Genomic DNA, 14212 nt, shown 5'->3' on the forward strand with positions numbered 1-14212 from the left:
CTTCAATTAAGGCCAGACGCGCGGTGCGCAAAGCGCGAACATGGTCAGGCCCAACGAAAGTTTAATGGTCATGCCGAGGGATTTTCCAAAAAAAGCACCCATAGAGGCCCGTGACGCTTCGGATGCAGGGCGGCCATGGCTGATTTCAAATACGAAGCAACCGGCATAGGCTCCCAGAAGCGCGCCGAGAAGCGCGCCCACGCCAAATAAAAAAGGCGCCCCTAGGATTGCCCCTACGATGGCACCGATAAAACCACCAAAATTACCCCGTCCCGAAGCTCCGTATTTTTTGGCTCCCCACGACTGCGCCAGCCATTCCACCGCTTCACCGGCAAAGGCCAAGGCAGCCAGAACCCCGACAAAAAGCCACGTGAGACCATGCTCCGGTCTCACTAGAACCCAGGCAGAGGCAAAGATTACCACCAGCCAGTTTCCAGGAAGGCTGAAGATATTCAAGCTCTGGGCCGCAAAAAGAAGAAGCAGGAACAGGAAAGCCCAAATATGATCCATGGCGGCGTGCCTTTGGTTCTCTACCCGTTAGTCGTCGCGAAGATCCACAACCCGTTTGGCTTTGCCTTGGGTCTTGGGAATGGACTCGGATTGCACCAGTTCCACGCGCGGAGTAACCAGAATTTCATCCCGGAGGCGGGTCGCGATGCGTTTTTGCAGGCCTTGAAGCTTGCGCATATCCTCAACAAAGAATTCTTCACGAATTTCCACTTTGACGCGGATTTGATCCATAACGCCTTCACGGAAGAGTTCAATAAGATAGTTTTGCCCGACTTCCGGCATGGACATGAGTGTTTGTTCGATTTGCATGGGGTAGATGTTCACGCCCTTGATGATCAGCATGTCGTCGGCGCGTCCCTGAATACGGTCCAGACGGCGGTGAGTTCGACCACAGGCACACTCACCGGGAATGAAGCGGCTCAAGTCGCGGGTGCGGTAGCGAAGGAGCGGCATGCCTTGCCGTGTCAGGTTGGTCATGACCACTTCGCCGATTTCGCCATCCGCGACATGTTCGCCTGTTTCCGGGTTGATGATCTCCACAAGAAAGGCATCCTCCCAGACATGCATCCCATTTTGTTCCGTACATTCAAAAGCAACTCCCGGACCGTTCATCTCAGAAAGGCCGTAGGAGTTGTAGGCCTTGAGGTGCAGCATGCTTTCAATGCGCTGACGGATTTCCTCGGTGTGCGGCTCTGCACCGATCAGGGCGATACGTAAAGGAAGACTCTCGGGATCTATGCCTTCATGATGCAGAAACTCTGAAAAATACATGGCATACGAAGGGATGATATGGGCTACGGTCACGTTGAAGTCGCGGATGAGCTTGACTTGGCGTTTGGAATTGCCTGCGCCTGCGGGAACAGTGAGGCAACCGAGCCGCTCCGATCCGTAGTGAATGCCGAGGCCGCCGGTAAACAAACCGTACCCGGCCATGTTTTGCAATACGTCGCCTTTGCGGATACCGCAGGAGTACATACTCCGGGCCATGAGTGACGCCCATTCATCCAGATCATGTTGTGTGTAGAACACGGCGGTAGGATTGCCCGTGGTGCCTGACGAGGCGTGCAAACGGACAAACTCCTCAATTGGCTTGCAGAGCATGCCGTAGGGATACTCGTTTCGCAAATCATCTTTGGTGGTGAAGGGGAGCCGTTTAACATCGGCCACGCTTCGAATGCTCTCCGGGGTAACGCCCGCTTCTCCGAGGGTTCTGGAATAATACGGAGATTGCAAAGCCATGGATATGGTCTTTTTGAGTCGTTCCGTCTGCAGTGTTTCCAGTTCCTTGCGCGGGAGCGTTTCCACGGGGTTGAAGTACATGTCGCCTCCAGTGTTGAGCGAGTTAGGCGGTCGGCCCGTTTTCCGAAGGGTAGGGCGTTGTGGTGAGGTCTTCAAATCGGGTCCATTGTTTGTGGAAGTAGAGATCCACATCCCCAATGGGACCGTTGCGTTGCTTGCCGATGATGACCTCTGCCATGTTCTTTTTAGGATTGTCTTCGTTTTGGTTATAAAAATCGTCACGATACAGGAAGAGAATAACGTCCGCGTCCTGCTCGATTGCCCCGGACTCGCGAAGGTCTGAGAGCATGGGGCGTGGCGGCTTGCGCTCTTCTACTTTGCGGTTCAGCTGGGATAAGGCAATGACGGGAATGTTCAGCTCTTTGGCCAATGCCTTAAGGCTGCGTGAAATATCGGAAATTTCTTGTTCACGGGAGTCGATTTTCCGGCTGGAACGCATGAGCTGGAGATAGTCGACAACCACGAGGCCCAGATTATGTTCGGCCTTGAGGCGACGGCAGCGCGCGCGTAGTTCCAGTGTAGAGAGAGCCGGTGTGTCGTCGATGAACAGCGGTGAGCTGGACAGGTCGTTGGCCGCATTGTGAAGCTTGAGCCAATCCTCATCCTGCAGGTAGCCAGTGCGCAGGTTGCCCAGATTGACCCTGCCCTGACATGCCAGCAGTCGAGTCATGAGCTGTTCCTTGCTCATTTCCAGGGAAAAGACGGCAGTTGTAATTGCTTCGTTCAAAGCCGCACGCAGGCCCAGGTTAAGGGCAAAAGCTGTTTTTCCCATGGATGGACGGCCCGCCACGATGATGAGGTCCGACTTCTGCAATCCAGCGGTCATATCGTCATATTTTTGGTAGCCGGTTTTGATACCCGTAACCGCGGATTTGTTTTCAAATCGTTTGGTGAGTTCGTCAAAAACCGAATTTACCAGGTCGCGGCTGTTAGCGATGGTGCCCGTGGTCTTGGCATCCGCGATTTCAAAAATGGATTTTTCCGCTTCGTCAAGCAGGGCGTCCACATCTTGGGCGTCGTAACAATTGGAAATAATGTCGCTGGCTGTTTGGATCAGGTCGCGGAGAATAGCCTTGTCACGCACAATGTGAGCATGCCGTGATGCGTTGGCCGAACTGACGGGGGAATCCGCCAACTCCGCGAGGTAGACCGGGCCGCCAAGTTCATCCAAAACGCCTTTGGTGCGCAGCCAGTCCGAGACCGTAATGAGGTCAATAGGGGTGTTTTTGTTGTAAAGATCGATGAAAGTCTGAAAGATGGTCTGGTGAACCGGGGAGTAGAAATCCTCGGGGCTGACCACATCGACCAGGGAGTGGAACAGGGAATTCGTCTGAAAAACCCCCCCCAGAACCGCCTGTTCGGCTTCCAGGTTCTGAGGGGGGACATTGCGCAATAAATCGGCGGAAGCCCTATCCAGGGCTTCACCGTTTTGTGTGCGCGATTTCTTGCTGTTAGGCCTCTTCTGGGGCTGATTCGTCCGCTCCGGCATCGCTATCCTCGACCACGTCCTGCGTGGCCTCCTCGACGGGCTGTTCGACCTCGTCCGTTACGGATTCTTCCACTATCGCCGCGCCATGGCGCAACACAGCGACGTTGAGTTCGCCGCGAACGTCCGGGTGCAGTTTGACTTCCAGGGTGTACTCTCCCAGGGAGCGGATGGGATCGTCAAGCAGGATTTTACGCTTGTCCACATCAATGCCCTGCTCAAGGAGAGCATCCGCGATCATGGCGGTGGTGACGGAGCCGTAGAGCTTGTCACCCTCACCGACGCGCACGCGGATTTCCACGGGGGCGGAGGCGATTTTTTCAGCCATCAGTTCGGCGTCGGTACGCAGCGCGTCCGCCTGAGCCTTGAGTTTGTTCAGCTCCAGGTCGAATTGCTTTTGGTTGCCTTCGGTGGCGGGCATGGCCAGCCCCTGGGGCAGCAGGTAGTTCCGGCCGTAGCCGGGCTTGACATTGACGATGTCTCCAAGGCGGCCGAGGTTGTCCACGTCGGCCCTAAGAATGAGTTTCATTGTCGGCCCCTCCTAGACGCTCTTTTTCTTGACGTCGGTGCTGTGTACGGTGGTGTAGAACAGCAGAGCCATCTGGCGAGCGCGCTTGATTTCAGTGGTCAGGCTGCGCTGATGCTTGGCGCAGGTGCCGGTGATGCGGCGAGGAATGATCTTACCGCGATCCGTGATGAAATCCCGGAGGATGTCGGGGCGCTTGTAATCGAGAGGAAGATTTTTGTCCGCGCAGAAGCGGCAGAACTTCTTCCGGGGAGTGAATCTTTTTCTGAAGGCCATGCTATCTATCCCTCCTGGCTCGCAGCCGGGTTGTCCAGTTTCACGGTGATGAACTTGAAAATGCCGTCAGCAATGCGAATCTTGCGTTCCAGCTCGGTCACCAACGCGCCCGGAGCCTCGTAGACCATGCGCATGTAAAAACCGCGGGTCTGCTTGTTGACGGGATAGGCGAGGGTACGCATGCCCCACTCGTCCATTTCCACGATTTTGCCTTCACCACCCTCGATGGTTTCAGAGAGGTTGGTGAAGATCTCGTTGCGACGCTCTTCCTCAAGCTCGGGAGAGAGCAGCAACAAGGTTTCGTAGTTCTGCATGTTTGTCCTCCTTACGGTCGTTGGTCCTCCCCAAAAAGCGGGGAGAACAAGGCAGAACGGGTCGTATAGACCCTGGATTTCCAGGTGTCAAGTCCGGGACATACTCCTGTCAGGGCTTTTCATCCTTGGAAGTGGTGTTCGACCGGTCTGTGTCATCGGTGTTTTCGTTCGTTTCCGTGTCATCTTTCGGCGGCGTCCAGCCGCACTTGTTCGGAGCTGCTCAAGTGGGAATGCCCAGCCGGGGAAGAATAAACCGGTTGAAAACCATGACCACGGCGAACACGCCGAGGAGAATAAGAATATCTTTCATCTAGGCTCCGACGGTTTGACCGGTAAGCCGTTCATATGCTTCAGCATATTTTTCAAAGGTACGCTGGAGCACGTTATCCGGGATGTGCGGCGCCGGCGGTTGTTTATTAAAGCCGATTTCCGTCAGCCAGTCGCGCAGGTATTGCTTGTCGAAACTGGGCTGTCCCTGTCCGGGGCGGTAGCCGTCCATGGGCCAGAAACGAGAGGAGTCCGGGGTCAGCACTTCATCAATAAGGATCAGGCCATCGTCCGTAAGTCCGAATTCAAATTTGGTATCCGCGATGATGATGCCGCGCTCACGAGCATAGTCCCTGGCCCGGCTGTAGATATCCAGGCTGACGCTCTGGACTTGTTGCATCAACTCTTTTCCGATCAGGTCCGTGGCCTTTGCCACGCTGATGTTCTCATCGTGGTCACCCAGATCTGCCTTGGTGGAAGGAGTGAAGAGAGGTTCCGGGAACATCTCGGATTCCTGCATGTCCTCTGGCAGGGCGTGACCGCAAAGCGTACCCGTGGCTTGATAATCTTTCCAGCCGGAACCGGTGATATAGCCGCGGACAATGCATTCGATGGGCAGTGGTTTGGCGCGTTTGGCCAAAACGCTTCGCCCTGCAAGGTCGTCTGCATGAGCCTGAAGTTCCTCGGGGTAGTCGGCGACGTCCGCGCTGATGACATGGTTGGGGATCAGGTCCGTGAATCGTCGCATCCAGAACAGAGTGATCTGATTCAGGATCCAGCCCTTCATGGGAACCGGTTCCGGCATGATCACATCATAGGCGGATACGCGGTCCGTGGTGACCAGGAGCAGACTGTCCTGCGAAATTTCATAGATATCACGAACTTTTCCGCGTGAAAGCAGCGGATAGTTTTTGATGTTGGTTTCAATGACGGGTTGCATCGTTCACCTCTTCATCGTCGTTATTTCGAATTTCCACGGAACGTGCATGGGCTTCCAAAGCTTCCAACCGCGCAAAGCGGGCAATTTTGGAACCATGCTCCCTCACATATTGTTTCGACGCTGCGATTACACTGGTTTTTTTGTAAAAATTCTGAACGGACAGGGCAGAAGAAAACCGGGCGGTCCCCAGAGTCGGGAGTACGTGATTCGGCCCGGCAAAGTAATCGCCCACGGGTTCCGGGCAGTGGTGGCCCATGAATACGGCACCGGCGTTGCGTATTTTGCCCAGTAGCGGCCATGGATCGGATACGCAGAGTTCCAGGTGTTCCGGCGCTATGCGGTTAGTCAGCTTCACGGCTGTATCCATATCCGGCGTAACGATAATGCCGCCCCACTCCGCGAGAGATTTGGCCGCGATTTCTCCTCTGGGCAAACTTGCTGTCTGCCTTTCAAGCTTCTGTGTAACCCGGTTCGGCAGTTGTTTATCCGTGGTAACGAGGAGCGCTGCGGCCAAAGGGTCGTGTTCGGCTTGCGAGAGCAGGTCCGCTGCAATCCAGGCCGGGTTCGCGGAATCGTCCGCAATGATCGCTATTTCACTCGGACCAGCAACCATGTCAATGCCCACTTCTCCAACGAGGAGGGCTTTTGCAGTGGCAACATAGATATTCCCCGGGCCGGCGATGAAATCGCAGGCGGGGATGGAGGGTGTGCCAAAGGCAAGTGCGCCGATGGCCCAGGCACTACCCACAGCAAAGACATCCTTGATCTCAAGAAGAGCGGCCGTGGCCAGGAGGTACGGGTTCAGGGTGCCGTCCTTGCGCGGGGGCGACGTCATGATGATCTGATCCACTCCAGCCACACGGGCAGGTACGGCATTCATAATGATGCTGGAAATGAGCGGAGTGGACCCTCCCTGTCCGCCGGGGACATAAAGGCCGACACGACCTACGGGAAGAACCATTTGTCCTAGTACGGTTCCGTCCTCCTGAGTGGTCCACCAGGAGTTTTCCCGTTGTCGTTCATGAAAGGCCTGCACGTTGGCGATGGATTCCTTCAGAATACGAAGGTCTTCCGGCGGAATTTCAGAAGGGGCGGCTTCGATGGCGGATTGCGGCACACGGAGTTGCTCCGCGCAAAAGTCCGGACAATCGAATTTCTGGGTGTATTCGACCAGGGCTTGATCCTGGTTGCTTTGTACATTGTCGAGGATGGCGCGGACCCGGTCCTGAACCACGGAATCCGGATTTTTTCGACCGGAAAGACGTTGCTTCAGGGAAAACCAGTCGTTCTCCCCGTCATAGGAAAAAATGGGGCAGGGCATGAGGATATTCCTTGCAGAGAATGGATGAAATGAAGATTGCCTGAAGCGCTATATTTACCGAACCACGCGAAAAAAGTCGAGAGGTGGAGTTCGGGCATTTAGCGAATGTATCAGCACCATGGGAAGGCTGCGGAAAAAAGCTGAAAGCGAGGCAATACGGTTGGCTACGTGGTTGGCTGCAATCAAAAGGGCCGGAACCTATCGGTTCCGGCCCAGCGGGTCGTTTCAGCGAGAAGCCCTAAGGCTTGCTTAGAACTTGTACTCGATGCCGATGGACATACGAGCGCCGTCTTCGTCGTCAGCACCGGCGGTCAGGCCGTTGCCGCGCCAGACGTCTTCGTCGTAGTCAGCAGCGATGTAGGCCAGACCCAGAGTCGCGGTCAGCTCGTCGTAGATCTGGTATTCGTTGACCAAGGAGAATTCCCAGATGGAATCTTCGTCGGTCAGGGTGTTGCCGTAAGCAGCGATGCCATTGAAGTTGGCGTTGGCGGCAGCGTGAGCAACGAGGTTTTCATCGTTGGTACCGGCAGCGTACATGATGCCGACACGGTGGGTCAGGCCGTCCAGGAAGGAGATGTCCTTCAGGTTCAGGCCCAAGGCCCAGTAGCCGAGCTGAGCGGCCATGTCCTGGGGACCGTCGATGACCAGTCCGCCAGAGTTGAAGAAGTAGTCGCCCTGAGCGTAGTCACCAGCGATGGTGGGCAGACGCTCGGAGTCACCACGATCATCGTCTTCACCGGAGGTGTAGGCGAAGAACAGTTCCGGGGTCACAACGTCGAAGCCGTTGTAGGCCACGGCCACGTCAGCCTGCCAACCGGAGCGATCAAAATCGGCACCGGCGTCGGCGGAGCCGTACACGAAGCTGGCGTCCACGGTGAACGGATCAAACATGGTCATGTTGAAAGCGAAACCGCCCCACCACGCATCCAAAGATTCAGTGCCGAAGTTGACGTCGTTGGTCGGAGCCATGTTGGACAGGGTGCCGGCCAGCTGACCCATGTCAGCTTCGTTGAAGAGACCAGCGTTAGCGGGATTCAGCACCTGAGCGCCGAAGTCCTCGTTGGAGTAGGCGTAGGCGAAGTACGGGGTCACGCCGATACCGTCAAAGGTGACGGGCAGCACGGCAAAGACCACGTCCAGGTAAGCGTTCTGGGTGGTGTTAGCGCCGGCAATGGTGCCGTCGTCGTCCAGGTTGCTGGCGGCACGGGCCCAACCAGCCAGGATGCCGACGTTCTCGGTGATGGGGGCGTTGGCCACAAAGGCGGCAACGTCGTCATCCATCACGGGGTTGCCGAAGCGGCCGGTGGGCAGAGCCAGAGGCATCAGACCAGCGGTCAGGGACACGTCCGTGTTGGGCCAGACCCAATTCACGTAGGCGCTCTTCACTTCGATGGCCACATCGTCGCCGCCCAGGTCGGCGCCGGCTCCGGGCTCACCCCAGGCGCTGGTGCCGATTTCGAGCTGCAGAGCACCGGTGAGGTTCTCGCTGGCGGTGAAGTTGAACTGCGTACGCATGCGCTGCCAAACGTCGAAATCGCTCTCAGCAGCAGCGTCGGTGTCGTCGTCGTAGTCCAGGTTGTCGGACCAAGCGGCGAAGATTTTCCAAGAACCAGTGGCGGTGATGTCAGCGGCGGACGCCATGGAGGCGGTGCCGATGACCATGGCGAGCAGAGTCGCCAGAACCACGATACGTTTCATAATACTTTCCTTCCTTCTTTTGCAGGTACGCTGAAACAACCCTATCCTTCAGCGCCCTTATACAGACCTCAGATTCCCTTGGCAAGGGTTTTTGACCATTTTTTTGACATAGGTTTAAGTTTTTTTACCGTGCAAGTTTTTGTACTTACACTCAGTGCAGTTCAACAGCACTTGTCAGAAACAAAAAAAACGGAAATGATTCAGGCATGCCCAAAATAGAATTCGTTTCTCCATATCGCTTTGTCCCAGCCGAACATCCGGACGCTCCCGGTGTGTATCTCATGAAGGATCAAAGCGGACACATATTATATGTTGGAAAGGCTGTGAGCTTGCGTAAACGGCTGGCATCGTATTTTCGATCCGGGGTACATCTGACGCCGAAAACCAAGGCTTTGGTGTCCCGGGTGTACCGAGTGGACACGCTACTGGCCGGAACGGAAAAGCAGGCGCTTTTGCTTGAAGCCAGTTTGATCAAGAAGCACCGTCCACGATATAATATCGTTTTGCGCGATGATAAACAGTACGTACTCTTTCGTCTGGAAAAGCGAAGTGCATTCCCCCGATTGTTGATGACGCGTCGAACGGTTCGTGATGGATCGGTCTATTTTGGTCCCTTTACCTCGGCGCACGCGGCCCGGCAGACCTGGAAATTGTTGGGCAAGGCTTTTCCTTTGCGTAAGTGCTCGGACAACGTGTTTAACAATCGGGTTCGTCCCTGTCTTTATTATGACATCGGCCAATGCTGGGCACCCTGCGTGAAAAATGTGGACAAGTCCGCCTATGCGGATGTGGTGCGGCGGGTAGAGTTGTTTTTGCGTGGACGGACCGGTGAGCTTTTGACTGCTTTGGAGCAAGAGATGCGTGATTGTGCGGAATCGTTGCAGTTCGAGCAAGCCGCCGAGCTTCGGGATCGAATCCGTGCCGTGCATCGGACCGTGGAACGGCAAACCGTTGTGTTGCAGCGGGAGGCGGACATGGATGTCCTGGCCTTGGCCGAAACAGGGGCAGGCCTGGGGTTAGGACAAATATTTGTTCGGCAGGGGCGGCTGCTGGATGAAAAGCGTTTTTTTTGGCCGGGCTTATCGCTAGAAGAAGGGGATGAGGCGCTACGCTCGTTTATAAGCCAGTTCTATGATGTTCATCGGTTTATTCCGCGGCGGATCGTTTTGCCATGGGCCATGGAGACAGACATCCTTTCGGAATTGCTTGCGGAGCGTCGTGAAGGGCGGGTGAGCATCTCTCCGGCACGCGGCCCAGAGGAAACTGGGTTGGTGGATCTGGCACGTAAGGTGGCCGCCCGTGAGGATTTGGATCGTGAGTCGATTGACGTGGGAGAGCTTTTGCGGCGGGCGTTGCGGTTGTCTTTCGGCATTGAGCGTATCGAAGGAGTGGATGCGTCTCATTTTGCTGGTAAAGGGGTACGCGTCGGTCAGGTTTGTTTTGTGGATGGGCAGCCGGTAAAGGCGGAATACCGCGTGTATGCATTCCCTGAGCTGGAAGGGAGCGGCGACGATTATGCGGCCTTGGCCGGATGGATGGAACGACGCTTGGATGCTGGCCCGCCGTGGCCGGATTTGATTCTGCTTGATGGCGGCAAGGGGCAGCTTGCCGCGGTTCAGCGTGTTTTGAGGGAGCACTGGTCGGATCAGGAGAACGCTCCGCCAGCTTTGGCGGCGATTGCCAAAGGGCCGTCAAGACGAGCCGGTGAATTGGAAGATCGCATTTTTTTGCCTGATAGGAAAAATCCCCTGAACCTCAAAGCTGGTGGACCGGCTTTACTGTTTTTGCAGCGCGTGCGCGACGAATCCCATCGTTATGTATTGGGGCGGCAGCGTATCGCCCGGAAAGGGGTCACATTGCAGAGCCAAGTCCAATCGTTGCCGGGGGTTGGACCGAAAACGGCACGACTGTTGTGGGAGCACTTTGGAACGTTAGAGTCCATGGCGGGAGCCGATGCCGAGCAGCTCCGGGCAATACCCGGCATCGGTGCCAAAAAAGCGGATCAATTGGCCGCAGCCTTGCGGACGTTGCGGAAGCAGTAAGAGGATGTGACCATGTTTTTGGGGGCAGATTAGAGGGAGATTGTTTCCCCGGGCTGCATGGCCAGCAACTTGGTGTCTGGGGCTGTGGCTTTGAGTTGGTAGGCGAAGTTGTCCGTGCTCTGTTCCAGGATCGGGAACGTTCCCCAGTGCATAGGGACCACATTTTTGCATCCGAGCATTTTGCAGGCAAAGGCGGCCTGGCGCGGTCCCATTGTGAAATGCCCACCAGTGGGCAACAGGGCCACGTCGATGTCATGGAAGGCACTGAACAGCTGCATGCTGGCGAACAACCCCGTGTCTCCGGCATGGTAGAGACAGAAGCCGTCCGGGTAGGTCAGGATGTAGCCCGCTGCCACGCCTGTTGCCGTGGAGTGCATGGCCTGGACCATGTGGATTTGAACGCCGTCAATTTCCACTGTCCCACCTATATTCATGCCGATTCCCTGCTCCGGGGGGAGGCCTTGGTCTATCAGGCTGTTGACGGTATCAAAAACAGCTACAAGCGGTGCGCCGGTTGCCCGACAGATATCCACAGCCTGGCCGACATGGTCCCCATGGTCGTGGGTCACCAAGACGGCGTCCATGGGTTGAGTCAGGTCACAGGTTTGCGGCGCGCAGGGGTTGCCTTCAAAGAACGGGTCAATAAGAAAGGTGGTCCCTTCATGTTCAAAGCAAAAATTGGAATGGCCGTTCCATGTGATCTGCATGTTGTTTCCTCCTTGAATCAAGTTGACTCTCCCCAACGTCGGGTAAGGTCGTGCGTTAGATCAAGTTGGTCCAGAACGCGTCCCGCCATTTGACGTATGACGTCTTCCAGGTTTTGCGGGGAATGGTAGAAGCCGGGTGACGCTGGCATGATGACGGCGCCCGCCCGGTGCGCCCGAAGCATGTTTTGCAAGTGAACTTCGTTGAGCGGTGTTTCTCTGGGAACCAGCACAAGGGGTCGCCGTTCTTTCAGGGTGACGTCCGCAGCCCGGTGGATCAGATTATTTCCGGTGCCGTTGGCGATGTTCCCCAACGTTGCCATGCTGCAGGGGCAGACAATCATACCGTGATGTCGCCACGACCCACTGGCGGGCGGGGCGCCGATATGGCTGATGCTGTGAACGGCAAAGGCTTGGTCGGTGATGCTTTCTGGTGAGCCTCCGGTTTCCAGTTGCATGACTTGTCGGGCGGCATCAGAAACGATGACATGAAGCTCAAGTTGCTCATGCCTGCCGAGTTCCTGAGCGATTCTGACTGCGTACGGGGAGCCACTGGCACCGCTGACGGCAAGGATAATACGTTTTTTCATTCAGAAAGGATAGCCTAGGGGCGTTGGACTGGCAAGATGCCCAGTCAGGGATGGTGCCGGGATTCACCGACTGGGGGAAGGAACGTTTTAGCGGGTTTCACTGTGGGCTTTTCATTGGTGGCAGAAAAAGAGTTGACAGGGGACTCAATGCGGTATAGCCATCTCTCTTTGTGGGCAATTAGCTCAGGTGGATAGAGCGCCAGCCTCCGGAGCTGGAGGCCGCACGTTCGAGTCGTGCATTGCCCACCATTAGAAAGACAAGGAGTTGTACACTGTTTCAGTGGCAGCTCCTTTTTCATTTGTGAGTATCCCGTTTGCGGTCAGTTTCCCAAAACTCCACCTATACGAATATCCCTCTTCCTCGACGGATTTATGTGCCTACGCTCCGAGGTCAACAGAGCTTTGGCATACTGTTTCTTGCCCTTTATGTCCTTTGCCAAAGGGGCTGGATGAGCAGGGATCTGTTTGCTGGTGGGTAGCCTAGTGCTCCCAATGCATTTTGACGACGGCCTGGCCATTGAACGTCGTGCTGGTGATGTTGTCTGTCAACCGTGCGCACATCCATGCCCCCATTAGCGTCATGCCCTTTTCGGATTCCAGCAATGTTTCCGGCGTAGGGCGCTGTTCAGGGATGGGAAGTGGCGTTCCCTGGTGCAGAATTTGAATTTTGAGATGTAACTCATCGAACGAGACCTGCACGGTAGCCGGGTTTGGGTCGTATGCTTCCCGGAGTGCTTCAAGATATTCCATGACGGCGGTGCTTGCCCGTGCAATGATTTCCGGGCGGGCGCCCCATGCGGCACCCTGTTTGTCCATAAATTGGGTAATAATTTCGCCGATGGGATCGTTTTTCGATATGGTGATTCGGACGGAGTGTTTGATGCCGATTCGAAAGATGAGGTTTAGAAGTACGGCAGTGATGGTGCAGGCCGAGAGTGAAGAGGAAAAGACAGGCTGCAGTATTGGGGGAACTGCTGTAAATGCTTCTGGAAGCACGTCCACGAGAAGACCGGCAATAATGCTGAGACCGATGACAAAAGTTTTTCGTGCGTCCAACATGCGCGAGGTCATGATCTGGACTCCGGCTACAATCATGAAGCTCAGAGCAAAAAAAAGCGTGGCACCGACCACAGGGGCAGGCATTACGGCAAAAATGGCAGCGAGTTTGGGGCAAAACGCCAGAAGCGCCAGTATGCCCCCGATGAAAAGTGAAAGGGTCCGACTCGTGGCCTTCGTGGCAATGGAAAGTCCGATGTTGGCCGAGGAGGTGGATTGCGCCATCCCTCCGAAAACTCCGGCAGCAAAGCAACCTGTGGCATCCCCCAGAACCCCTTTGCGGATGTTTTCCATGTCCGGCCTGACCCAATTCGTCTTGTTGATGCGTTGACACGTCGTCAAGTCGCCAACGCTTTTGAGCATTGAGCAGAGCACGGCCACGGCAAACGGGCCGGTTAGGGCGATATCAAAGCTCCACCCAGGATGATGGGCAAAAGGATTCCAAACTATGGGCTGGCTGAGGGTTTGGGTCAGTTCGTCCACCGGCAGCAGCCCGACAGTCATGGCGGCACCGTATCCAACGAGCATTCCGACAAGGATACAGAAGAGCTTGAGATTTCCCTTGCTCCAGACATTCAGACCAATCATGGTCAACAGGGTAATCATGGCAACGGTCAGACTTGATGGGTCAATGGCGTTTCCTCCGCGTTCAAAGCCAAGGAAGTTTTTCCCGGCCACGGCAATAACAGTGATTCCGACCATGGAGACGATGACGCCGGTGACTTCGGCCGGAAACAGAAAGCGGAGTTTGTGCAGAACACGTGAAAGTAGCGCTTCGAATGCTCCGGCGAACATCGTCATACCCAGAACAAGCGGAAGACCGCCTGCATGGGCCGCAAGAAGGGAGGCTGTTAAAAAGGATGGGCCGCATACTTGTGGACACAAATAACCAGAACCCAACGGACCGCGTTTTAGTGCTTGAACTACTACGCCTACGGCTCCGGCGAGCATGGACATACTGACCATGAATGAGGCTTCAAGGGTTGTTCCTCCTGTTTCTCGAACGAGAAGTACGGGAAAAACAAAAGCAATTGCCACGATACTGACATGCTGCAGGCCAAGCAGTGTCCCGATGGAGGGGGAAGGGCGATCGTCCAACGCATAAATTAAGTTTGGTGGCCTCATTTTTTTCTCCAAAAGAGATCAAAGAATTTCAAATCCATAGCGTTCGAAACGAGGCAAG

General features: G+C 55.5%; 13 protein-coding genes and 1 tRNA gene. 2 read left to right on the top strand and 12 right to left on the bottom strand.

Annotated elements, in window-relative coordinates; genetic code table 11:
* Positions 1-6: 6 nt before the first annotated feature.
* From B5D49_RS05190 to B5D49_RS05230, 9 genes are all read right to left on the bottom strand, one after another.
* Positions 7-510: a DUF456 domain-containing protein gene (locus tag B5D49_RS05190; protein ID WP_078716611.1), complete on the bottom strand. Its 504-nt coding sequence runs from the start codon at positions 508-510 to the stop codon at positions 7-9.
* A 27-nt stretch (positions 511-537) separates the two neighbouring features.
* A complete protein-coding gene (locus B5D49_RS05195) occupies positions 538-1830 on the bottom strand; it encodes a phenylacetate--CoA ligase family protein (RefSeq protein ID WP_078716612.1) in 1293 nt (430 codons plus the stop codon).
* Between the two features lie 22 nt (positions 1831-1852).
* Positions 1853-3298, bottom strand: coding sequence for a replicative DNA helicase (gene dnaB / locus B5D49_RS05200; protein WP_078716613.1), 1446 nt, complete (start codon positions 3296-3298; stop codon positions 1853-1855).
* A complete protein-coding gene (gene rplI, locus B5D49_RS05205; RefSeq protein WP_078716614.1) occupies positions 3261-3824 on the bottom strand; it encodes a 50S ribosomal protein L9 in 564 nt (187 codons plus the stop codon). The genes dnaB and rplI overlap by 38 nt, the downstream gene beginning before the upstream one ends.
* A 12-nt stretch (positions 3825-3836) precedes the next feature.
* Positions 3837-4097 carry a 30S ribosomal protein S18 gene (rpsR, locus tag B5D49_RS05210; protein WP_078716615.1) on the bottom strand — a complete coding sequence of 87 codons (261 nt, stop codon included), beginning with the start codon at positions 4095-4097 and terminating at the stop codon, positions 3837-3839.
* 5 nt (positions 4098-4102) lie between these two features.
* Positions 4103-4411 (bottom strand): 30S ribosomal protein S6, encoded by a 309-nt coding sequence (gene rpsF / locus B5D49_RS05215; RefSeq protein WP_078716616.1) that lies wholly within the window; start codon positions 4409-4411, stop codon positions 4103-4105.
* Positions 4412-4721: 310 nt separating this feature from the next.
* Positions 4722-5618 carry a phosphoribosylaminoimidazolesuccinocarboxamide synthase gene (locus B5D49_RS05220; protein WP_078716617.1) on the bottom strand — a complete coding sequence of 299 codons (897 nt, stop codon included), beginning with the start codon at positions 5616-5618 and terminating at the stop codon, positions 4722-4724.
* Positions 5602-6939, bottom strand: a complete 1338-nt coding sequence (hisD, locus tag B5D49_RS05225) for a histidinol dehydrogenase (RefSeq protein WP_078716618.1) — start codon at positions 6937-6939, stop codon at positions 5602-5604. The genes B5D49_RS05220 and hisD overlap by 17 nt, the downstream gene beginning before the upstream one ends.
* A gap of 249 nt (positions 6940-7188) precedes the next feature.
* Positions 7189-8637, bottom strand: a complete 1449-nt coding sequence (locus B5D49_RS05230) for an outer membrane homotrimeric porin (RefSeq protein ID WP_078716619.1) — start codon at positions 8635-8637, stop codon at positions 7189-7191.
* 206 nt (positions 8638-8843) lie between these two features.
* Here B5D49_RS05230 and uvrC point away from each other — a divergent pair, with 206 nt between their 5' ends.
* Positions 8844-10679: an excinuclease ABC subunit UvrC gene (gene uvrC, locus B5D49_RS05235; RefSeq protein ID WP_078716620.1), complete on the top strand. Its 1836-nt coding sequence runs from the start codon at positions 8844-8846 to the stop codon at positions 10677-10679.
* Between the two features lie 29 nt (positions 10680-10708).
* Here uvrC and B5D49_RS05240 read toward each other — a convergent pair whose 3' ends face one another.
* Together B5D49_RS05240 and B5D49_RS05245 are read right to left on the bottom strand one after the other, a co-directional pair.
* Positions 10709-11386 carry a metal-dependent hydrolase gene (locus B5D49_RS05240; RefSeq protein ID WP_078716621.1) on the bottom strand — a complete coding sequence of 226 codons (678 nt, stop codon included), beginning with the start codon at positions 11384-11386 and terminating at the stop codon, positions 10709-10711.
* Positions 11387-11403: 17 nt separating this feature from the next.
* The gene (locus B5D49_RS05245; protein WP_078716622.1) at positions 11404-11973 is read right to left on the bottom strand and encodes a UbiX family flavin prenyltransferase; all 570 of its coding nucleotides are present in this window, start codon (positions 11971-11973) and stop codon (positions 11404-11406) included.
* A gap of 172 nt (positions 11974-12145) precedes the next feature.
* Between B5D49_RS05245 and B5D49_RS05250 the strand changes: the two genes are divergently transcribed.
* A tRNA-Arg gene (locus B5D49_RS05250) sits at positions 12146-12222 on the top strand.
* A 231-nt stretch (positions 12223-12453) separates the two neighbouring features.
* Here the strand turns inward: B5D49_RS05250 and B5D49_RS05255 are convergent.
* Entirely contained in the window at positions 12454-14154 is a 1701-nt protein-coding gene (locus B5D49_RS05255) for a uracil-xanthine permease family protein (RefSeq protein ID WP_078716623.1), read from the bottom strand.
* Between the last annotated feature and the right edge of the window lie 58 nt (positions 14155-14212).

Origin of the sequence: Paucidesulfovibrio gracilis DSM 16080, assembly GCF_900167125.1 — a bacterium.
In the GTDB taxonomy this organism is placed as follows: Bacteria; Desulfobacterota; Desulfovibrionia; order Desulfovibrionales; family Desulfovibrionaceae; genus Paucidesulfovibrio; species Paucidesulfovibrio gracilis.

What these genes read in the sequence shown, in the direction of transcription:
- B5D49_RS05190 (WP_078716611.1), bottom strand. Translation starts at nt 510, where the DNA reads ATGGATCATATTTGGGCTTTCCTGTTCCTGCTTCTTCTTTTTGCGGCC.
- B5D49_RS05195 (WP_078716612.1), bottom strand. Translation starts at nt 1,830, where the DNA reads ATGTACTTCAACCCCGTGGAAACGCTCCCGCGCAAGGAACTGGAAACA.
- dnaB (WP_078716613.1), bottom strand. Translation starts at nt 3,298, where the DNA reads ATGCCGGAGCGGACGAATCAGCCCCAGAAGAGGCCTAACAGCAAGAAA.
- rplI (WP_078716614.1), bottom strand. Translation starts at nt 3,824, where the DNA reads ATGAAACTCATTCTTAGGGCCGACGTGGACAACCTCGGCCGCCTTGGA.
- rpsR (WP_078716615.1), bottom strand. Translation starts at nt 4,097, where the DNA reads ATGGCCTTCAGAAAAAGATTCACTCCCCGGAAGAAGTTCTGCCGCTTC.
- rpsF (WP_078716616.1), bottom strand. Translation starts at nt 4,411, where the DNA reads ATGCAGAACTACGAAACCTTGTTGCTGCTCTCTCCCGAGCTTGAGGAA.
- B5D49_RS05220 (WP_078716617.1), bottom strand. Translation starts at nt 5,618, where the DNA reads ATGCAACCCGTCATTGAAACCAACATCAAAAACTATCCGCTGCTTTCA.
- hisD (WP_078716618.1), bottom strand. Translation starts at nt 6,939, where the DNA reads ATGCCCTGCCCCATTTTTTCCTATGACGGGGAGAACGACTGGTTTTCC.
- B5D49_RS05230 (WP_078716619.1), bottom strand. Translation starts at nt 8,637, where the DNA reads ATGAAACGTATCGTGGTTCTGGCGACTCTGCTCGCCATGGTCATCGGC.
- uvrC (WP_078716620.1), top strand. Translation starts at nt 8,844, where the DNA reads ATGCCCAAAATAGAATTCGTTTCTCCATATCGCTTTGTCCCAGCCGAA.
- B5D49_RS05240 (WP_078716621.1), bottom strand. Translation starts at nt 11,386, where the DNA reads ATGCAGATCACATGGAACGGCCATTCCAATTTTTGCTTTGAACATGAA.
- B5D49_RS05245 (WP_078716622.1), bottom strand. Translation starts at nt 11,973, where the DNA reads ATGAAAAAACGTATTATCCTTGCCGTCAGCGGTGCCAGTGGCTCCCCG.
- B5D49_RS05255 (WP_078716623.1), bottom strand. Translation starts at nt 14,154, where the DNA reads ATGAGGCCACCAAACTTAATTTATGCGTTGGACGATCGCCCTTCCCCC.